This window comes from Nocardioides sp. JCM 18999 (assembly GCF_055391175.1).
The window spans coordinates 1,150,865-1,168,285 of the sequence record NZ_AP043887.1 but is presented as its reverse complement, the minus strand read 5'-3'; the positions used below and the strand labels follow the sequence as shown (position 1 = coordinate 1,168,285).

The 17,421-nt window shown below is 71.7% G+C and carries 17 protein-coding genes; 6 read left to right on the top strand and 11 right to left on the bottom strand.

Annotated features, from left to right (window positions below):
- Positions 1-56: 56 nt before the first annotated feature.
- The 3 genes from ACZ5J1_RS05585 to ACZ5J1_RS05575 are packed head-to-tail and all read left to right on the top strand — an operon-like array spanning position 57 to position 2,734.
- Positions 57-1,787, top strand: coding sequence for a DEAD/DEAH box helicase (locus ACZ5J1_RS05585; protein WP_464563307.1), 1,731 nt, complete (start codon positions 57-59; stop codon positions 1,785-1,787).
- Between the two features lie 15 nt (positions 1,788-1,802).
- Positions 1,803-2,042: a DUF3099 domain-containing protein gene (locus tag ACZ5J1_RS05580; RefSeq protein WP_464563305.1), complete on the top strand. Its 240-nt coding sequence runs from the start codon at positions 1,803-1,805 to the stop codon at positions 2,040-2,042.
- A 20-nt stretch (positions 2,043-2,062) separates the two neighbouring features.
- Complete coding sequence (locus ACZ5J1_RS05575) at positions 2,063-2,734, top strand: 4a-hydroxytetrahydrobiopterin dehydratase (protein WP_464563303.1); 672 nt, start codon at positions 2,063-2,065, stop codon at positions 2,732-2,734.
- A 17-nt stretch (positions 2,735-2,751) separates the two neighbouring features.
- Here ACZ5J1_RS05575 and ACZ5J1_RS05570 read toward each other — a convergent pair whose 3' ends face one another.
- The 5 genes from ACZ5J1_RS05570 to ACZ5J1_RS05550 are packed head-to-tail and all read right to left on the bottom strand — an operon-like array spanning position 2,752 to position 7,457.
- Positions 2,752-3,936 carry a lipid-transfer protein gene (locus ACZ5J1_RS05570; protein WP_464563301.1) on the bottom strand — a complete coding sequence of 395 codons (1,185 nt, stop codon included), beginning with the start codon at positions 3,934-3,936 and terminating at the stop codon, positions 2,752-2,754.
- A complete protein-coding gene (locus ACZ5J1_RS05565; RefSeq protein ID WP_464563299.1) occupies positions 3,933-4,334 on the bottom strand; it encodes a MaoC family dehydratase in 402 nt (133 codons plus the stop codon). The genes ACZ5J1_RS05570 and ACZ5J1_RS05565 overlap by 4 nt, the downstream gene beginning before the upstream one ends.
- Entirely contained in the window at positions 4,331-4,720 is a 390-nt protein-coding gene (locus ACZ5J1_RS05560; protein WP_464563297.1) for a Zn-ribbon domain-containing OB-fold protein, read from the bottom strand. The genes ACZ5J1_RS05565 and ACZ5J1_RS05560 overlap by 4 nt, the downstream gene beginning before the upstream one ends.
- Complete coding sequence (locus tag ACZ5J1_RS05555) at positions 4,717-5,259, bottom strand: FAS1-like dehydratase domain-containing protein (protein WP_464563295.1); 543 nt, start codon at positions 5,257-5,259, stop codon at positions 4,717-4,719. Before ACZ5J1_RS05555 ends, ACZ5J1_RS05560 begins: the two co-directional genes overlap by 4 nt.
- A complete protein-coding gene (locus tag ACZ5J1_RS05550) occupies positions 5,256-7,457 on the bottom strand; it encodes an acyl-CoA dehydrogenase family protein (protein ID WP_464563293.1) in 2,202 nt (733 codons plus the stop codon). Before ACZ5J1_RS05550 ends, ACZ5J1_RS05555 begins: the two co-directional genes overlap by 4 nt.
- Before the next feature lie 62 nt (positions 7,458-7,519).
- Here ACZ5J1_RS05550 and ACZ5J1_RS05545 point away from each other — a divergent pair, with 62 nt between their 5' ends.
- Positions 7,520-8,431, top strand: coding sequence for an alpha/beta fold hydrolase (locus ACZ5J1_RS05545; protein WP_464563291.1), 912 nt, complete (start codon positions 7,520-7,522; stop codon positions 8,429-8,431).
- Here ACZ5J1_RS05545 and ACZ5J1_RS05540 read toward each other — a convergent pair.
- Complete coding sequence (locus ACZ5J1_RS05540; RefSeq protein WP_464563289.1) at positions 8,424-9,821, bottom strand: WS/DGAT/MGAT family O-acyltransferase; 1,398 nt, start codon at positions 9,819-9,821, stop codon at positions 8,424-8,426. The genes ACZ5J1_RS05545 and ACZ5J1_RS05540 overlap by 8 nt on opposite strands.
- 81 nt (positions 9,822-9,902) lie before the next feature.
- On the opposite strand from ACZ5J1_RS05540, the gene ACZ5J1_RS05535 reads away from it, so the two are divergent.
- On the top strand, positions 9,903-11,066 hold the full coding sequence (locus ACZ5J1_RS05535) for an alpha/beta hydrolase (protein WP_464563287.1): 1,164 nt from the start codon (positions 9,903-9,905) through the stop codon (positions 11,064-11,066).
- On the opposite strand, the gene ACZ5J1_RS05530 is transcribed toward ACZ5J1_RS05535, so the two are convergent.
- Complete coding sequence (locus tag ACZ5J1_RS05530; RefSeq protein WP_464563285.1) at positions 11,067-12,482, bottom strand: amidase; 1,416 nt, start codon at positions 12,480-12,482, stop codon at positions 11,067-11,069.
- A 31-nt stretch (positions 12,483-12,513) separates the two neighbouring features.
- The gene (locus ACZ5J1_RS05525) at positions 12,514-14,679 is read right to left on the bottom strand and encodes an acyl-CoA dehydrogenase family protein (RefSeq protein WP_464563283.1); all 2,166 of its coding nucleotides are present in this window, start codon (positions 14,677-14,679) and stop codon (positions 12,514-12,516) included.
- Between the two features lie 155 nt (positions 14,680-14,834).
- Here ACZ5J1_RS05525 and ACZ5J1_RS05520 point away from each other — a divergent pair, with 155 nt between their 5' ends.
- Positions 14,835-15,440 (top strand): TetR family transcriptional regulator, encoded by a 606-nt coding sequence (locus ACZ5J1_RS05520; RefSeq protein ID WP_464563281.1) that lies wholly within the window; start codon positions 14,835-14,837, stop codon positions 15,438-15,440.
- A 61-nt stretch (positions 15,441-15,501) separates the two neighbouring features.
- Here the strand turns inward: ACZ5J1_RS05520 and ACZ5J1_RS05515 are convergent, their stop codons facing one another.
- From ACZ5J1_RS05515 to ACZ5J1_RS05505, 3 genes are read right to left on the bottom strand one after another with little or no spacing between them, the layout of a single operon-like run.
- Positions 15,502-16,263: a glucose 1-dehydrogenase gene (locus tag ACZ5J1_RS05515; RefSeq protein WP_464563279.1), complete on the bottom strand. Its 762-nt coding sequence runs from the start codon at positions 16,261-16,263 to the stop codon at positions 15,502-15,504.
- Positions 16,260-17,183, bottom strand: coding sequence for an SDR family oxidoreductase (locus tag ACZ5J1_RS05510; protein ID WP_464563277.1), 924 nt, complete (start codon positions 17,181-17,183; stop codon positions 16,260-16,262). Before ACZ5J1_RS05510 ends, ACZ5J1_RS05515 begins: the two co-directional genes overlap by 4 nt.
- Positions 17,183-17,386: a ferredoxin gene (locus ACZ5J1_RS05505; RefSeq protein WP_464563275.1), complete on the bottom strand. Its 204-nt coding sequence runs from the start codon at positions 17,384-17,386 to the stop codon at positions 17,183-17,185. The genes ACZ5J1_RS05510 and ACZ5J1_RS05505 overlap by 1 nt, the downstream gene beginning before the upstream one ends.
- Positions 17,387-17,421 lie beyond the last annotated feature (35 nt).

Genomic DNA, 17,421 nt, shown 5'->3' with positions numbered 1-17,421 from the left:
GCGCTCCGCCCTGCGCGGCGCCATGGTTGGGGCAAGCGAGCCGATAGCGTTGGCGGATGCCCAGTCGCCGCTCCGCCAGCACCCGCCGCGGCGGATCCACGCGCCGGAGCGGGTCACGCGCGTCGCAGCGGCCATTGCCGGCGACCGGTCCGGGCGAACGGCTGTGGGTGCTCGACGTTCCCTACGGCACCCAGGTCGACGGCGCCGTCTGGCACCCGGCGGTCAAGACCCACCTGTACGTCGGCCGCCTACTGCCGGCGCACCTCGCGCCCTATGCGCCGGGGCCGTACACGCTGGGCCGGTTCATCGAGAACACCCTGAACCCCGGGGATCCGCGCCCCAATCCCGAGCCGACCGATGCGCTCGAGCCGCGCCGACTCCAGTTCGAGGCGGCCGATGCGATCGCGGCGCGCGCCGAAGCGGGTGGGCGGATGTTCCTGCTGGCTGACGAACCCGGGGTCGGCAAGACCATCTCCGCCGTCCTCGGCGCGACCGCCGTCGGCGACCTGCGTGGTGCGCAACGCGTGCTGGTGGTGGCCGACCGTCCCGCCGCGATCACGATCGGGCACTGGTGCCGCACGATCACGGCGTTGGGCGACGGCGGTCTGGACTGGGTCGTGATCACCTGGGACCGGTTGGAGAAGGTCAAGGACCACACCTGGGACGTGATCATCGCCGACGAGGCGCACGCGCTGCGCCGGACGACGACGAAGCGGTGGAAGCTCTGGGCGAGGATCTCGGGGCACGGGAAGCCGCACGACAAGGCCCCGTTCGTGATCGCGACCACCGCGACACCGGGGCACACCCCGCTCGAGCTCCCCTACCTCGCGCCGGCCTACGCCGAGATCCTCGGCGAGCCGATGAAGGAGTGGACCTCGGCCACGCAGCCCGGCATCGCGTTCGCGACCGCGCTCGAGCGCCATGGCGTCGAGGTCGAGCAGGGCCGGCACGGCGCCACCTGGACGACGGACGCGGCCCGACGTGCGGCCGACCTCAAGCTGGTGCGCGGCTGGCTCGCCGACGAGCGACCGGCCGCGATGCTGCACCGCGCAGCCCCGTGGGGCCCGGTGCCGATCTCGGGCATGCCGGTGGCCCTCACCCCGGCCGAGCGTGCGGCCTACGAGGCCGAGTGGGGTGAGTTCTGCCGCGAGATGGACATCGCGCGACGGGGCCGCAACACCGCGAAGGGCCGGGCCGCGCTGCTGCGGCTCCGGCAGAAGGCGGGGCTCATCCGCGTCGACTCGACAGTCGACTGGATCGCCCAGCAGGTCAGCGCCGAGCGCCAGGTGGCGTGCTCCGTCGAGTTCGTCGCGACCGCCGCCGACCCGATCGCCGACCGGTTGCGTGAGGCAGGGATCGAGGTCGCCACGATCTACGGCCGCGACCGGTTCGACGTCGAGGCCGAGCGGCTCCGGTTCCAGACCGGGCAGGCGAAGGTGTGCGTCTTCACCACCGTCGCCTCGATCAGTCTGCACGCCGGCGAGACCCTCCCGGACGGCAGCCAGGCGAGCACCGAGCCTCGGGTCGGCGTCTTCCACCAGGCTCGCTTCTCGGGGATCGCCGGCCGACAGGTGACCGGCCGCACGCACCGCGACCACCAGGTCTCGCCCTGGCACATCGCCTACGCCGAAAGCACCGTCGAGGAGCAGGTCGGGAAGGTGATGGTCGAGCGGATCGCCGCAGCCTCCGACACCGTCGGCAGTGACACCACCGGCCTCGCCGACCTCGCCCAGCTGCTGGGAGCCGACTGGCTTCCGGCGGAGTCCTTGACCGAAGGCGTTGCCTGACGTTCGGATGGGTACGTGAAGGTCGTGGGTTCACGTCGGCGGTACACGATCACCGAGGTGCGGCCGTCGCAGACCGAGCGGCTGCGTCGACGGCAACGGTGGTACTTCGTGCTGATGGGCACCTGCCTGGTGCTGATCACGGTCGCCTGGACGCTGGTCCGACTGTGGTCACCGACCGCAGCAGTCGTGATGTCCGGCGTGGCCGCCGTGCTCGCACCGATCGCTGTCATCGTCGCCAACCAAGACTGGCGATGACCGAGTCAGGAGGAAGAACGATGACCGACGCCAAGACCAAGCTGTCCGCGACCGAGGTGCTCGATGCCGACCTGGTGGACTGGCGACAGATCCTCGGACGTCTCAAGGCCCGATTCCGGACGGGTGACTTCAACACCGGCCTCAACTTCGTCGACCGGATCGGTGCGGCCGCCGAGGTCGCCGACCACCACCCCGACATCCAGCTCACCTACCCCGAGGTCATGGTCACGTTGAGCAGCCACGACGTCGGCGGCCTCACCCGTCGCGACGTGGATCTGGCACGCGAGATCAGCGCGCTGGCCGCAGACCTCGGGATCTCGTCCGATCCGAGCGGTCTCACCGAGATCGAGCTCGGGCTCGACACCTCCGACGGTTCCCGGCTCGGTCCGTTCTACGCGGCCCTGCTCGGCAGCAAGCTCGAGCACGGCGAACCCACCGACCCGACCGACCAGGTGCCGGGCGTGTGGTGGCAGGAGCCCGACGAGGGCGCCACCGCGGCCCTGCCTCCGCAGCCGTTCGAGCAGCGCTGGCACCTCGACGTCTGGGTCGCCCACGACGAGGCCGAGCAACGCCTCCAGGCGGTGCTCGACGCCGGCGGGCAGCTGATCAGCAACCGGGCGGCGCCGTCCTACTGGGTGGTCGAGGACGCCGACGGGAACCGCTCCTGCCTCTGCACCTCCAGCGAGCGCTGAGCGCGCCGACCGGAGGGTCAGACCGCGGCGAGGATCAGCCCGGACGTCGGCACGCCGGTGCCGGCCGTGACCAGCACGGGCGAGCCCGTCGCCGCAGCCGCGACCTGGTTCACGGAGGTGCCGCGGACCTGGCGGACGCCCTCGGCGATCCCGTTCATGCCGTGGATGTAGGCCTCGCCGAGCTGGCCGCCGTGGGTGTTGATCGGCAGCCGACCACCGATCTCGATCGCCCCGTCGGCGATGAAGCCCGGAGCCTCACCGCGGCCGCAGAAGCCGAGCTCCTCGAGCTGCATCAGGACGTACGGCGTGAAGTGGTCGTAGAGCACGGCCGTGGCGACGTCGGCGGGACCGACGCCGGACTGGCGCCACAGCTCGTTGCCGACCACGCCGATCTCGGGGATGCCGATGTCGTCGCGGTAGTACGACGTCATCACGAACTGGTCGCGGGCACTCCCCTGCGCCGCGGCGGTGATCAACGCCGGGGTCTGGGCGAGGTCGCGCGCGCGTTCCGGGGTGGTCACGACCAGCGCGACCGCACCGTCGGACTCCTGGCAGCAGTCGAGCAGGTGCAGCGGCTCGGCGATCCAGCGGGAGGCCTGGTGCTCCTCGAGCGTGATCGGCTTGCCGTAGAAGAAGGCGTTCGGGTTGGTCGCGGCGTGACGGCGATCGGCCACGGCGACCCGACCGAAGTCGGCCGAGGTGGCGCCGTACTCGTGCATGTAGCGGCGGGCCTGCATCGCGACCGTCGCGGCGGGCGTGGAGAGCCCGAGCGGGTAGGTCCAGGCGTTGTCGAGGCCGTTGGTGTTGACCTGGGTCGCGGCCCAGCTCTGCACCTGACCGAACCGCTGGCCCGAGCGTTCGTTGAAGCCGCGGTAGGCCACGACGACGTCGGCGACACCGGTCGCGACCGCCATCGCGGCCTGCTGGACGGTCGCGCACGCCGCGCCGCCGCCGTAGTTGATCCGGCTGAAGAAACGCAGGTCACCGATCCCCAGCTCGCGCGCGACGGCGATCTCCGAGGAGTTGTCCATCGTGAACGTGACCAGGCCGTCGACGTCGGCCGGCGTCAGACCGGCGTCGGCGAGGGCCGCCTGGACCCCCTGGACGGAGAGCTGCAGCTCGGAGCGGCCGGAGTCCTTGGAGAAGTCGGTCGCCCCGATCCCGACGATCGCGGCCTGGCGGCTCAGCGAACGGGTGCTCATGCGACCGCCCCGTCCAGCGCGACCTTGACCGTGCCGGACACGTGCGCGCCGAGGGAGACCGCGCCGGTGACCTTGATCGTCGCCACGCCGTCCTCGATCGCTTCGACGCTGCCGGAGAAGGCGAGCGTGTCGTAGGGGTACGCCGGAGCGCCGAGGCGGATCGAGATCCCCTTGATCTGCACGTCGGTGCCGGCCCAGTCCGTCACGTACCGCTCGCAGAGCGCGGTGGAGGTGAGGATGTTGACGAAGATGTCCTTGCTCCCGGCGCCCTGAGCGCGGTCGCGGTCGTGGTGGACGTCCTGGAAGTCACGCGTCGCCAACGCCGTGGAGACCACCATCGTGGGCGTGATCGGGACCTCCCAGGCGGGCAGCGTGTCGCCCACGGCGAGCGTCTTCATGCAATCCTCCAGACCGGGAGCGTGAGCTCCTCGTCGATCACGTTCCATTCCACGGCCACCCGGTCGCCGATCTTGATGTCGGAGCCGGCCACCATCTCCCCGACCATCCGGACGCCCTCGTCGAGGTCGAGCAGGGCGATCGTCAGGGGCAGCTCCTTGCCGGGCAGCTGCGGCGCGTGGTGCACCACGAACGAGAACACGGTCGCGTTGCCGGCGGCCACGACGTAGCCGCGGTCGAACGCACCGCACGCCGGGCAGGTCGGGCCGGGCGGGTGCCGCAGCACGCCGCAGGCGTTGCAGGTCTGGATCCGCAGCTCACCGGCGCGGGTCCCTTCCCAGAAGTACGTCGTGTCGCGGTTGATCACCGGCCGCACTGGCCCGCTCACGAGGCGGCTCCCTGGGGGATGAACTTGAGCACCCGGAAGAGCATCGTGGCGACGACCTCGCTGCTCCCGTCCGGAGCGTCGACGTACCAGGTGTTGCGCGAGGTGACGAAGTAGCCGACGCCCATGCCCGTGGCCTTCGGCCCGACCACGGAGTCGAGGGCCGTGGTGACCCGGACCGACTCACCGACGCGGAGGTAGCGCTCGTAGCTCTGCTCGCAGTTGGTGCCGAGCACCGCGGTGAAACCGAGGTCGGTCAGCGACCGCATCATCGAGTGCAGCGGGTCGTCGGCACCGGGCTTGCCGCCCAGGCCGTACATCGTCCAGACCTGCGCCATCGACGGCGGCGCCTCGCCCTCGGTGAACCGCGGTGAGTCCAGGCCCATCGCCTCGAGCCAGTTGTTGATCGTGGGCTGGTTGACCGGGTCACGCGAGATCCGCTCGGCGGCCTCACCCCAGCCCTTGATCTCCTCGGCGCGCGCCATCACGGCGTCGTGCACGTCGGGTGCGACCAACGCCTCGGCGTTCACGGGGGCGCTCATCGGGGCACCTTCGGCAGGCCGAGCCCGAACTGGGCGATCAGCTCGCGCTGCACCTCGTTGACGCCACCACCGAAGGTGAGCACCAGGTTGCGCTTGGCGGTGGCGTCGAGCAGCCGGTGCAGCCAGGCGGTGTCGGGGTCGGCGAGGTCACCGTAGGTGGCGACCACCCCCATCAGCTCCAGGCCGAGGCGCTGGACCTCGACCGAGGAGAACACCTTGCAGGCCGAGGCGTCGGCGACCGCGTCAGCACCGGTGGCGGGGCGGGAGGCGACCTGCCAGTTGAGCAGCTCGTTGACCCGGAACGACGCCGTGGTCCGCGCCAGGACGTCGCGCACCGCGGGGAGGTCGGCGACTCCCTGGGCCGTGGCCCAGTCGGCGACCAGGTCACGCAGTCCCTCGAGCCGGCCGGCCGGTCCGAGCATGACGCGCTCGTGGTTGAGCTGGGTCGTGATCAGGCGCCAGCCGCCGTTGACCTCGCCGACGACCATGTCGGCGGGCACGCGGACGTCGTTGAAGTAGGTCGCGTTGACGTGGTGCGAGCCGTCGACGGTGCGGATCGGGGTCCAGGAGAACCCCGGGTCGCGGGTGTCGACGATGAAGATCGTGATGCCCTTGTGCTTGGGCGCGTCCGGGTCGGTGCGGGCGGCGAGCCAGATGTAGTCGGCGGCGTGACCACCGGTGGTCCACATCTTCTGGCCGTTGATCACCCACTCGCCGGTCGACTCGTCGAGCCGCGCCGAGGTGCGCAGCGACGCCAGGTCGGTGCCGGCGTCGGCCTCGGAGTAGCCGATCGCGAAGTGCACGTCACCGGTGAGGATCCGCGCGAGGATGAGCTCCTTCTGCTTCTCCGTGCCGTAGGTCTGCAGGGTCGGTCCGACGGTCTGGAGCGTGACGGACGGCAGGTGCACGTCGGCCCGCGCGGCCTCGTTGGCGAACGCCTGCTGGTGGAGCCCGTCGAGCGCCTTGCCGCCGTACTCCACCGGCCAGCCGACGCCGAGGTAACCGTCGGCGCCCATCTGCTTGATCAGGCGGTGGTAGGCGTCGCCGTGCCGGTCGGTGAGGAGCTCCTCCCGGTCCGTGCGCGAGGCCAGGCCCTCGAAGTAATCGCGCACGGTCGCCTTGAAGGCGCGCTGGGCGTCGTCGAGCTCGCTGTTCTTGCCGGTGGTCTCCCCCGCCGGCACGGCGGCCAACGTGGTGATCAGACCGCCGAGGCGGCGACCGAGGTCGAAGACGGCCGAGGTGTAGGCGGCGAGCGGGTAGGTCTCGTCGACCCCCATCCCGCCGTGCAGGTGGTGGCAGGTCTGGAAGGCGGCGGGCACCCGGTCGGTGAGCCAGAACGCGGCGATGGCGAGGTCGTCGGCGGCCGGTTCCCCGGCGACGAGGCGGCGCACCGACTCCTCGGCGGCCAGCGTCATCATCCGGGAGGTCACGTAGACGTCGGCGATCTGCTGGGCGACGGCCTGGAACTCAGCGAGCTTGCGCCCGAACTGCTCCCGCTGGGCGATGAAACCGGCGGTCAGGTCGAGCGCACCGGCGAGCAGTCCCGCGCCGCGCACGGCGGCGGCGACCACGGCGTGCTCACGCAGGGCCCGGGCGCCGTCGAAGACACCCAGGACGGCCGCGCCCTCGAAGACGTACGTCGCCTCCGCCGTGCCTTCGGAGGTGAGCGTGCTGGTCGCGGTGACACCGTCGGCGTCCGCGGCCACGACCGCCACGGCCGGCCCCTCGGGTCCGGTGACGGAGACGAGCAGCACCGCGTCGACCGCCGGCACCGGGACGGCGACCTTGCGGCCGGAGACGCGGCCGTCGACGAGGCGGGTGGCCGGGGCCACCGGCAGGGCGGAGCCCGGCTCGTTGAGCGCGGCGACCAGGGTGGCCTCGCCGGCGATGACGCGCGGGGCGAGGTCGGCGACCAGGTCGGCGGGAGCCGAGGCGAGGAACGGGATGAGTCCTGCGACGACGACGTCGGCGAACAGCGTGGTGTCGCCGCGACGGGCGGCCTCCCGCACGATCACGGCGGCACCCTCGAGACCGAGGCCCTCACCGCCCAGTGCCTCGGGGGCGACCAGCCCGATCAGTCCGGCCTCCGCGGCGGCCCGCCAGGTCTGAGCAGGGTCGCCCGCGCCGGCCTGACCGGCACGGTCCAGGACGTCGGCGAGCACGCCCGCGATCTCGCCGGACAGCTCCTCATCGAGCATCGGTGCACCTCATCATGTCAGTTCTTCACGCTCATTTCTGTAACGTGTTCTAGTCTAGCCCAGTGACGCTGCCGACCGCACGGTTCACCGAAACCCTCCGTCGATCCGCGCAGGAGCACTCCCGCGTCCCGCAGGTCGAGATCCCCGAAGGGCGGTGGCTGGAGCTCCCCCGCCGCGGTCGCACGTGGCTCACCGACATCCCTGGTCCGACGCCTGACGCCCCGGCGATCGTGCTGCTGCACGCCGTGGGCTGCACCGGCCTGCTGACCTGGTTCCCGGCCCTGGAGGCGTTGAGCGAGCGCTACCGGGTGATCACCTTCGACCAGCGCTGGCACGGCCGCGGGATCATGTCCGAGGGCTTCTCGCTGCACGACTGCGCCGACGACGTCGCGGCGGTGATCCTGGAGCTCGACCTGGAGATGCCGATCGTGGCGGGCTACTCGATGGGTGGCGTGATCGCCCAGCGCACCTGGCGCCAGCACCCCGACCTGGTCGGCGGTCTCATCCTCGCCGCGACCAGTCCGCACTTCCGTGCCACCGGCGCCGAGGCATGGTTCATGCAGGGCATGGAGATCGGCATGGGTGCCACCCGCGCGCTGAGCCGGTCGCGGGTGGCGCGGTCGGCGGGGCGCCGTACCGCCGAGGCGTTGGCCGTCGGACCGACCGAGACCGGCCAGTGGGCACTCGCGGAGTGGCGCTCGACCAGCCCGTGGGCCGTCGCTCAGGCGCTCGCGGCGCTGGGTCGGCACAACGCCAAGCCGTGGCTGGGCCGGATCGACGTCCCGACCGCGGTCGTCCTGACCGCGCACGACCGGGTCATCCCTCCGGCGCGACAGCGCGACCTGGCGGCGCGGATCCCCGGTGCGACGGTGCACGAGGCCCCGATCGGTCATGCGGGCTGCGTGCTGGAGTCGGCCGGGTTCATCCCGGCGCTGCTCGAGGCGGCGGCGACCGTGCAGGCCCGGATCAGCTGACCCCCACGGCGGCGGCGAGCGCGGCGAGCTCCTTGTCGAAGTGCTCGGCGAGCTCGACCGGGTGCGGCATCGACTCACGGCACGCGATCACGCCGAAGTGCAGCTTGCCGTTGTTGCTCACCACGGTGATGTTGAGGCCGGCGCCGTGGAAGACGGGGCCGAGCGGGTACATGCCCTCGACCTTGGCGCCGAGGAAGTAGAGCGGCACCGGCGGGCCGGGCACGTTCGAGATCACCAGGTTGTGGATCACCGGGCCGCGCTCGGCCAGGCGCAGCCCCGAGACCACCCGGACCGCGAGACCGAACGTGCGCGGGGCGGCGAACTGCGCCCAGTCCTGCAACGTGTCGGCGGGGATGGCGTGGTGGTGCTCCTTGGCGTTGCCGTTGGCGACCGCGAGCGCCTCGAGCCGCTCGCGGGGGTCCTCGATGTCCGTGCCGAGCCGGGCGAACATGGTCGAGACCTTGTTGCGGCCGCCCTCGCGCTGCGAGGTCTCGTGCACCGAGACCGGCACCGAGGCCAGCAGCGAGGTGGTCGGCAGCTCACCGCGATCGCTGAGGTAGCGGCGCAGGGCGCCGCCGCACAGCGCCAGCACGACGTCGTTGACCGAGGCGCCGGGGACCGCCTTCTTCACCGCCCGCACGGTGTCGAGCGGCAGGTCGGCGAACGCGACGGTGCGGTGCCCGGTGATGGTGCCGTTGAACGAGGTCCGCGGAGCGGTCAGCGGTGCGGCCATCGCCACGCCCATCCGTGCCCGCTGGGCGGTGCTGGCGACCGCGGTGACGGTCGGGGTGACCATCGAGAACAGCCGGAAGGGTCGGGCCAGGGTGGAGGCGGTGCCGCGGACGAGCAGCTCGCGTCGGCCGGGCTCGCGCCCGCCCGACGGCGGCGGGAGGACGTCGAGCAGGTCGGCGTCGGGTTCGAGGCTGCACAGCACCGAGAGCGCGTTGGCGCCGTTGACCCCGTCGACGCTGGCGTGGTGCAGCTTGGCGATCACGGCGACCTGGCCGCTGGCGAGGCCCTCGACGACCCACATCTCCCACAGCGGACGGGACTGGTCGAGGCTGATCCCCGCGATGTGGCCGACGAACTCGTTGAGCTCCTCGGGGCCACCGGGCGCGGGCAGCGCGGCGCGGTGGACGTGCCGGTCGATGTCGAAGTGGGTGTCCTCGACCCAGATCGGGTGGTCCAGGCCGAGCGGGACGCGGCGGATCCGGCGGGTGAACATCTCGGTGTCGCGGACCCGGGCGCCGAGCCGGTCCCGGAAGCGGCCGAACTCGTAGCCGCCGGGGATGGTCGCAGGATCGAGCACCACCAGGGCGCACACGTGCATCAGCTGCTCGGGTGACTCCAGGTAGAGGAAGCTGGCGTCGAGTCCACTGAGTCGGTCCACGGGCGGCACTCTACGACTCGAGGTGGAACACGTTCCAGTACTGGGCGCGACTGTGTCGAACGCCATGCCTAGGATCGGTTCATGCCTTCGGCCTACGTGCTCCGCCAGGTGATGCTGGCTGCCGCCACCGCGATCGTGACCCGCCCCTCCCACCACCGACTCGGTTCGGTCGGTTCGTTCGCCGTCGGCTGGCCCGTCGGCGAGCTCGCCCCGCAGCTGATCACCGCCTCGGCCATCGATACGGCCACCGCGCTGCGGCGGGGGCGCGCCACTCCCCTCGGCGTCGCGCTGTCGGTCGCCTCGATCGCCGGCCTGGGCTGGGCCGTGCGTCAGGCGGGACGCTCCTCGGCGGTCTTGAGCCAGGCGTTGGCCGACGGCACCGGGACCGATGCGCTGGCACTCCCCCGGACCCCCGCCTCGACGTTGGCCCGGCCGTTCAACTTCCGCGACTCCCGGGTCCGGGTCGAGCGCAACGTCGCCTACGGGACGCACGGACGCCGCTCGAAGCTCGACATCTACCGCCCGGCCACCGGCGTGCTCAGCAACGCCCCGGTGCTGGTCCAGGTCCACGGCGGCGGCTGGACGATCGGGACCAAGGAGGAGCAGGGCCGGATCCTGATGAACCGGATGGCCGCCCAGGGCTGGGTCTGCGTGGCGATCAACTACCGCCTCGCCCCGAAGTTCCGCTGGCCCGCACAGATCGACGACGTCCGCGAGGCGCTGGCCTGGGTGCGGGAGAACATCGCCGGGTACGGCGGCGACCCGGATCACCTGGTGCTCACCGGCGGCTCGGCCGGCGGCCACCTGTCCTCGCTCGCGGCGCTGACCGCCGAACCCGGCACGATCGCCGGATGCGTGCCGTTCTACGGCGTCTACGACATGCTCGGCGAGGACCAGGACGTCTACACGGTCGGGCTGCGCGACGACTTCCTCGGCCCGCGCGTCTTCGGTGCCGGCGCGATCGACGAGGACTTCCGCGGGGCCTCACCGTTGTGGCAGATCACCCCGGACGCACCCGACTTCTTCGTGCTGCACGGCAGCGAGGACACGTTGGTCTCGGTCCGCCAGGCCCGAGCGTTCGTGAACCGGCTCCGTGACCTGTCGAAGCGGTCGGTGACCTACGCCGAGCTGCCCGGCGCCCAGCACGCCTTCGACATCTTCGGCTCGATCCGCGCGCACCACGCCGTCGACGCGGTCGAGCGCTGGCTGAACTGGCACTACGACCAGCGGCACCCGGTCAGCTGATCAGCTGATCTGCGGGCGGGGCAGCAGCTCCTCGACCTGGTAGCCGAGGTCGAGCAGCGTCGCCTCCTCGCCCCGACGCCCCGACAGGTGCACCGAGATCGGGATCCCGGCCTCACTGAGCGCGACGGGCATCGCCAGTCCCGGCGCTCCGGCGACGTTGTGCAGCGGCGTCGTGACGACGTACTGGGTGAGGCGGTGCAGCAGCTGGTCGAACGGTCGGTTGGGGCTCAGCCAGCCCAGCTCGGGGGCCGGGTGGCCGACCGTGGGGCTGAGCACGGCGTCGTAGTCGGCCATGGCGGCGTCGTACTGCGCCGGGACGGCCGACAGTCGACGCATCGCTCCGGGGAGTCGGTGCAGGCGACGCAGGGCGTAGCCGCGCAGTCCGCGGGTGAGCCCGTCGAGACGGCCCTGGTGGAACGGCAGCCCGAACTGCGGGGCGCCGACCGTGGTGCTTAGCACCGCCAGCAGGCCCCAGTACAGCGTGAAGTCGTCCTCGAACGAGGGCTCGACGGGGACGCCGATCAGCTCGACCCGGTGGCCCGCGCCCTCGAGCGCGGCGGCCGTGCGGTGGACGGCGGCGAGCACCTCGGGGTCGATCGGGGCGCCGTTGATCGTCTCGACCAGGAGACCGATCCGACGCGAGGTGTCGCTCGGTCCGTCGACCTGCCCGATCGGCGGCAGCGCCGGGTTGGTCCAGCCGCGTTCCATCGCCGCGTGGAAGGCGGCCTGGTCCCGGACGGACCGGGTGACCACGCCGTCGCTGACGATGTTGATCGGCAGGGTGCGTGACATCGCGGAGTCGATGTGTCGACCCCGGGTCGGCTTGAGCCCGACCAGGCCGGCGGCCGCGGCCGGGATCCGGATCGACCCGCCGCCGTCGTTGGCGTGCGCGATTGGCACGACGCCCGCCGCGACGAGGGCCGCGGAACCGCCGCTGGAGGCGCCGACCGAGTAGGCCGGGTTCCACGGGTTGTGCACGGGCTCGCCGGTGCGGAACTCGGTGCTGGCGTTGAAGCCGAACTCGGGCAGCCGGGTCTTGCCGAGCAGGGTCAGACCGGTGCCGAGGAGCTGGGTGACGTAGGGGTCGTCCTTCGTGCGCACCTTCGGGGTGAAGGCCTCCGAACCGTGCCCGGTGGGCAGTCCGGCGACGTCGACGTTGTCCTTGAGGTACGTCGGCACGCCGGCGAGCGGGGCCGGTTCTCCGGGCCCGTGCTGGGTGACCCGCGGTGCCGCCAGCGTGGCCGCGACGGCAGCGAGGTCGGTGACCGCGGTGGCGCGGGCCAGCGCGGCCGCGGCGAGCTCCTGGGCCGTGACCTCGCCCTGGGCCACCCGCCGTCCGAGCTCGACGGCGTCGACGCTCTCGTCGCCCAGCAGGTCGTCACAGAAGGCATGGATGCGGCCGCCGGGAGTACTCACCGCGCCAGCCTCCCAGAAAGAGTGCCCGGAATCAGCGAGGCAGACCGAGGATCTGCTCGGCCACGACGTTGCGCAGCACCTGGGTGGTGCCGCCCGCGATCGAGAGGCAACGGGTGAGGAGCATCTCGTGCACGTCGGCCTCGAGCACCGCGGGGTCGGCCAACAGGTCGTAGCCCTGCAGCTCGACGACCAGCTCCGAGGCGTCCTGCCGACTGCGCACGCCGAGCAGCTTGGAGACGCTGGACTCGGCGCCCGGCCCGCGGCCGGCGAGGCTGCGGCGAGTGACCCGCGCACCCAGCTGGGCACAGGTGGTCGCCAGTGCGACCGCCCGGCCGACCTGGATCAGGTCGCCCTCGCTCATCTCGGGAGCGCCGGTGGCGACCTCGACCGCGCGCTCGACGCTGGCGCCGAGCTTGGCCGAGGCCATCGCGACCCGCTCGTTCGACAACGTGGTGCGGGCCAGGGCCCAGCCGCCGTCGATCTCGCCGACGACGTACGCGTCGGGCACGAAGACCCCGTCGAGGAAGACCTCGTTGAACAGGGCGTCGCCGGTCATCTCGCGCAGCGGGCGGATGTCGAGCCCGGCCGAGGTCATGTCGACCAGGAAGTAGCTGATCCCCTTGTGCTTGGGCACGTCCGGGTTGGTCCGGGCCAGGCAGATGCCCCAGTCGGCCTGCGCGGCCAGCGAGGTCCAGACCTTCTGCCCGGTGAGCTTCCAGCCGCCCTCGACCCGCTCGGCCTTGGTGCTGAGCGAGGCCAGGTCCGACCCTGCGCCCGGCTCGCTGAAGAGCTGGCACCACTGCAGGTCGCCGACCAGGGTCAGGGTGACGAACTGCTCGCGCTGGGCATCGTTGCCGTGGGCCAGCACGGTCGGGACCGCCCAGCCGCCGATCTTGAGGTCGGGACGACTCACCCCGGCCGCGGCGAGCTCCTCGTCGATGACGAGCTGCTGCAGCGGGCTCGCGCCCAGGCCGTACGGCGCCGACCAGTGCGGCATCAGGTAGCCGGTCTCGACCAGGGCGCGGCGCTGGTCCGAGGCAGCGGCGATGGTGGCGGCGGTGGCGCGGATCTCGTCCCGGATCGCGTCGGCGCCCTCCAGGTCGACCTGGAGCTGGCGGCGGGTGCCGGCCACGGCCTGGCGCGCGAGGTCGAGGGCTGCGGCTCCCGAGGAGCCGGCCAGGGCGCGCAGGGCGGTGGCGCGACGGAGGTAGAGGTGGGCGTCGTGCTCGAAGGTGAAGCCGATCCCGCCGAGGACCTGGATCGCGGCCTGGGCGACGTGGACGGCCCGGTCGAACGCGTGCGCGGCGGCGACGCTGGTGGCGAATCGCGCCTGCACCGGGTCACCGGCCACGGTCGCGGCGGCGGCGTCCCAGGCCGAGGCGGTGATCGCCTCGACGTCCTCGGCCATCTCGGCCATCAGGTGCTTGAGGGCCTGGAACTTCCCGATCGGCTGACCGAACTGCTCGCGCACCTTGGCGTAGTCGACGGCGGTGGCCAGGCACCAGCTGGCGATCCCTGCCGCCTCGGCGGCGGCGAGGACCACGGTGAGGGCCTGCACCCGGGCCGCGGTCAGGCCGGGCAGTGCCACGACTCCGTCTGTGCCCTCAGGGCCAGCGGCGAGGTCGAGGGTGGCGACAGCGGTCCGGCGGCTCAGGTCGAGTCCGATCCGCGGGTCGAGGGTGGTCGCGGTGCCCGGCACGACGTACCAGTGCTCGGTGCCGTCGGCGTCGCGCGCGCCGGCCAGGATCCAGGACGTCGTACCGTCGGCGGGGGCGTCGTAGACCCAGGTGCTGCCGGTGAGGCGGTCGCCGCGGGTCAGGGCGGGTTGCGGGGCGAGGCCGACGGCGGCACCGGCGGCGATCGAGGCGAGCACCTCGTCCACGCCGGCCAGGTCGGCGAGCTCGGCCAGCACGGTGGCGGCAACAGCGGTGCCGAGGATCGGCCCGGGCACCAGCTCGGCGGCCGTGGCCTCGAGGGCGACGGCGAGGTCGAGCACGTCGCCACCGCCGCCTCCGACCCGGTCGGGCACGGCGATGGAGGCGATGCCCTGCTTGGCGAGCTCGGACCAGACGTCGGTGAACCCGGCCGCCGGGTCGGTCTCAGCGGCGTGGATCAGGCCCGACACGCCGAGGCCATGACCCCATTCGCGCACGCTCTCCGCGAGAGCCTGGTGGTCATCACTGATTCCAAGCGGCATACACGCATACTAGTCGGATTTTCTAGAACGTGTTTCACTTATGATCTGTAACACATTCGCAATCGAGAACGTGTTTCATGAATGCGGTTCAGGACGAACTACCCTGATGCCACATCCACTCGGAGGAGGACTGAAGCGTCGTGAGCACGACAGCAGTGACAAGCACGGAGGACGTCGACCGTGCCAAGGCGGGTTCGCCTGCGCAACGGGAGCGGCGACGCCGGATCCTGGACGCGACGATCGAGCTCGCCTCGGAAGGCGGTTTCGACGCGGTGCAGATGCGCAGCGTCGCCGAACGCGCTGACGTGGCACTGGGAACGCTCTACCGCTACTTCCCCTCCAAGATCCACCTGCTCGTGGCGGCGCTCGGTCGTGAGTTCGAGGGCACCGACGCCCGGACGTCGGTCCGCGCGGTGCCGGGCGACGACCCGCACGACCGCGTGATGTACATCCTGTCGCGGATGACGAAGGGCCTGCAGCGCCAGCCGCAGCTCACCGAGGCGATGGTGCGGGCGTTCATGTTCGCCGACGCCTCCGTCACCGACGAGATCCACGTCGTCGGCATGCGCCTGACCGCGGTGATCTCGCGCGCGATCGCCGGCACCCCGGACCACTCCGAGGCCAGCGAGGAGGAGGCGGCGCTGATCCGCGTCATCTCCGACGTCTGGCTCTCCGCCCTGGTCTCCTGGGTCACCGGCCGGATGGCCGCGAAGGACGTCGAGGCCTACCTCGACCGCGCCGTCCGCCTGATCCTGCCCTGACACAGAGAGACACCCCGCACGCCTTTCGGCGTGCGGGGTGTCTCTCTGTGTGTGTGGACGGTCAGCCGCCGAACGCGTGGGTGGCACTGGCGCCACCGTCGATCGCGATCTCAGCGCCGGTGACGAAGCTGGACTCGTCGCTGGCGAGGTAGACGTACAGCGGCGCGATGTCCTCAGGGTGCCCCACCCGCTTGAGCGCGACCCGGGACGCACCCCAGGCCATGGCACCGTCGTCGGCGCCGACGCCGCGGGTCATGCCGGTGTCGATCATGCCGGGGTGGATCGAGTTGACCCGGATGCCGCGGGCGCCGAGCTCGAGCGCGGCCGCCTTGGTCAGGCCACGGATCGCGAACTTGGTCGAGGTGTAGCCGGCCACGACCGGCATCCCGGCCAGGCCCTCGATCGAGGAGGCGTTGATGATCGACCCGCCGCCAGCGGCGGTCATCGACTCGATCACCGCCTTGATCCCGAGGAAGCAGCCCAGCGTGTTGACCCGCCAGAGCAGCTCGAACTCCTCGATCGGCTGGTTGATGATCTCGTTGAACCGCAGGATGCCAGCGTTGTTCGCCAGCACCGTCACCGCACCGAAGGCCTCGGTGGCCTGCTCGATCAGCGCGGTCCAGGAGTCGGCCGAGCTGACGTCGTGGTGGACGAACAGCGCGGCGTCGCCGAGCTCCTTGGCCAGCAGGGTGCCCGGCTCGTCGGCGACGTCGGCGATGACGACCTTGGCGCCCTCAACGACGAAGGAGCGGCTGATCGCCTCACCCTGGCCCTGTGCGCCACCGGTGACGATGGCGACCTTCCCTGCAAGACGTCCGCTCATGCCTGTGCTCCTCGTGCTGTCAGCTTGCCGATCTGGTCCGCCGCGAAGGTGATCGCGGGGTCGTTCTCCTCGAAGTAGCTCCCCACCGACTTGGCGAGGTCGTCGACGTCCCACACACTCGGACCGTCGACGTCCCAGCGGGCTGCCACGGTCGGGGCCGCGAGCAGGGCGACCATGCCGCCGTACACGACGAAGACCTGGCCGGAGACCGCCGAGGCGGCCGGGGAGGCGAGGTAGGTGACCAGCGGCGCGACGTGGTCGGGCGAGTACGGGTCGACGGCGAGGCCGGACTGGTCGGAGCCGAAGACCTCGGCCGTCATCGCGGTCCGGGCCCGGGGGCAGATCGCGTTGGCGCGCACGCCGGAGCGACCCAGCGACCGCGCGGTCGACAGCGTCAGCGCGACGATGCCGGCCTTGGCGGCGGCGTAGTTGGCCTGTCCGGGAGGCCCGAAGAGGAAGGCCTCGGAGGCGGTGTTGACCACCGCGGCGTCCACGGGAGCACCGTCGGCCTTGGCCTTGTCGCGCCAGTAGCCGCCGGCCCGCCGGGAGAGCAGCCAGTGTCCACGCAGGTGGATGTCGAGGACGAGGTCGAACTCGTCGTCGCTCATGTTGAAGAACATCTTGTCGCGGGTGATGCCCGCGTTGTTGACCACGATGTCGAGGCCACCGAAGGAGTCGAGGGCAGTGGACAGCATCAGGTCGGCGGTCGCGGCGACGGAGACGTCGCCGGGCGCGATCGCGACCTCGCCACCGAAGGCGCGGATCTCCTCGGCCGCCTCGGCGGCCGCGTCGGCGGTGAGGTCGTTGAGCACGACCCGCGCACCCGCGCGAGCCAGCGAGACCGCCTCGGAGCGCCCGAGACCCTGACCCGAGCCGGTGACGATCGCGACCTTGCCGTCCAGGTTTCCGGGGAGCGTCATCAGCCCTGCTCGACGATCCGGAGCGCGGACTTCGGGCACGAGCCGACGGCGCGCTGCACCTGGTCGCGGTTGGCGTCGGTGACCTCGGGGTCACTCACCTGGAGCATGTCGTCGTCGTCGAGCTCGAACATCTCGGGGACGAGTGCCTCGCAGATCCCGTTCGACTCGCACAGGTCCCAATCGACGGTCACCTTGCTGACCATGGTGGCTCTCCTTCGAAACGTCGCCCGGCGCACAT

Coding starts and splice junctions, on each gene's coding strand:
- ACZ5J1_RS05585 (WP_464563307.1), top strand. CDS start 57: ATGCCCAGTCGCCGCTCCGCCAGCACCCGCCGCGGCGGATCCACGCGC.
- ACZ5J1_RS05575 (WP_464563303.1), top strand. CDS start 2,063: ATGACCGACGCCAAGACCAAGCTGTCCGCGACCGAGGTGCTCGATGCC.
- ACZ5J1_RS05570 (WP_464563301.1), bottom strand. CDS start 3,936: ATGAGCACCCGTTCGCTGAGCCGCCAGGCCGCGATCGTCGGGATCGGG.
- ACZ5J1_RS05565 (WP_464563299.1), bottom strand. CDS start 4,334: ATGAAGACGCTCGCCGTGGGCGACACGCTGCCCGCCTGGGAGGTCCCG.
- ACZ5J1_RS05555 (WP_464563295.1), bottom strand. CDS start 5,259: ATGAGCGCCCCCGTGAACGCCGAGGCGTTGGTCGCACCCGACGTGCAC.
- ACZ5J1_RS05550 (WP_464563293.1), bottom strand. CDS start 7,457: ATGCTCGATGAGGAGCTGTCCGGCGAGATCGCGGGCGTGCTCGCCGAC.
- ACZ5J1_RS05535 (WP_464563287.1), top strand. CDS start 9,903: ATGCCTTCGGCCTACGTGCTCCGCCAGGTGATGCTGGCTGCCGCCACC.
- ACZ5J1_RS05525 (WP_464563283.1), bottom strand. CDS start 14,679: ATGCCGCTTGGAATCAGTGATGACCACCAGGCTCTCGCGGAGAGCGTG.
- ACZ5J1_RS05515 (WP_464563279.1), bottom strand. CDS start 16,263: ATGAGCGGACGTCTTGCAGGGAAGGTCGCCATCGTCACCGGTGGCGCA.
- ACZ5J1_RS05510 (WP_464563277.1), bottom strand. CDS start 17,183: ATGACGCTCCCCGGAAACCTGGACGGCAAGGTCGCGATCGTCACCGGC.
- ACZ5J1_RS05505 (WP_464563275.1), bottom strand. CDS start 17,386: ATGGTCAGCAAGGTGACCGTCGATTGGGACCTGTGCGAGTCGAACGGG.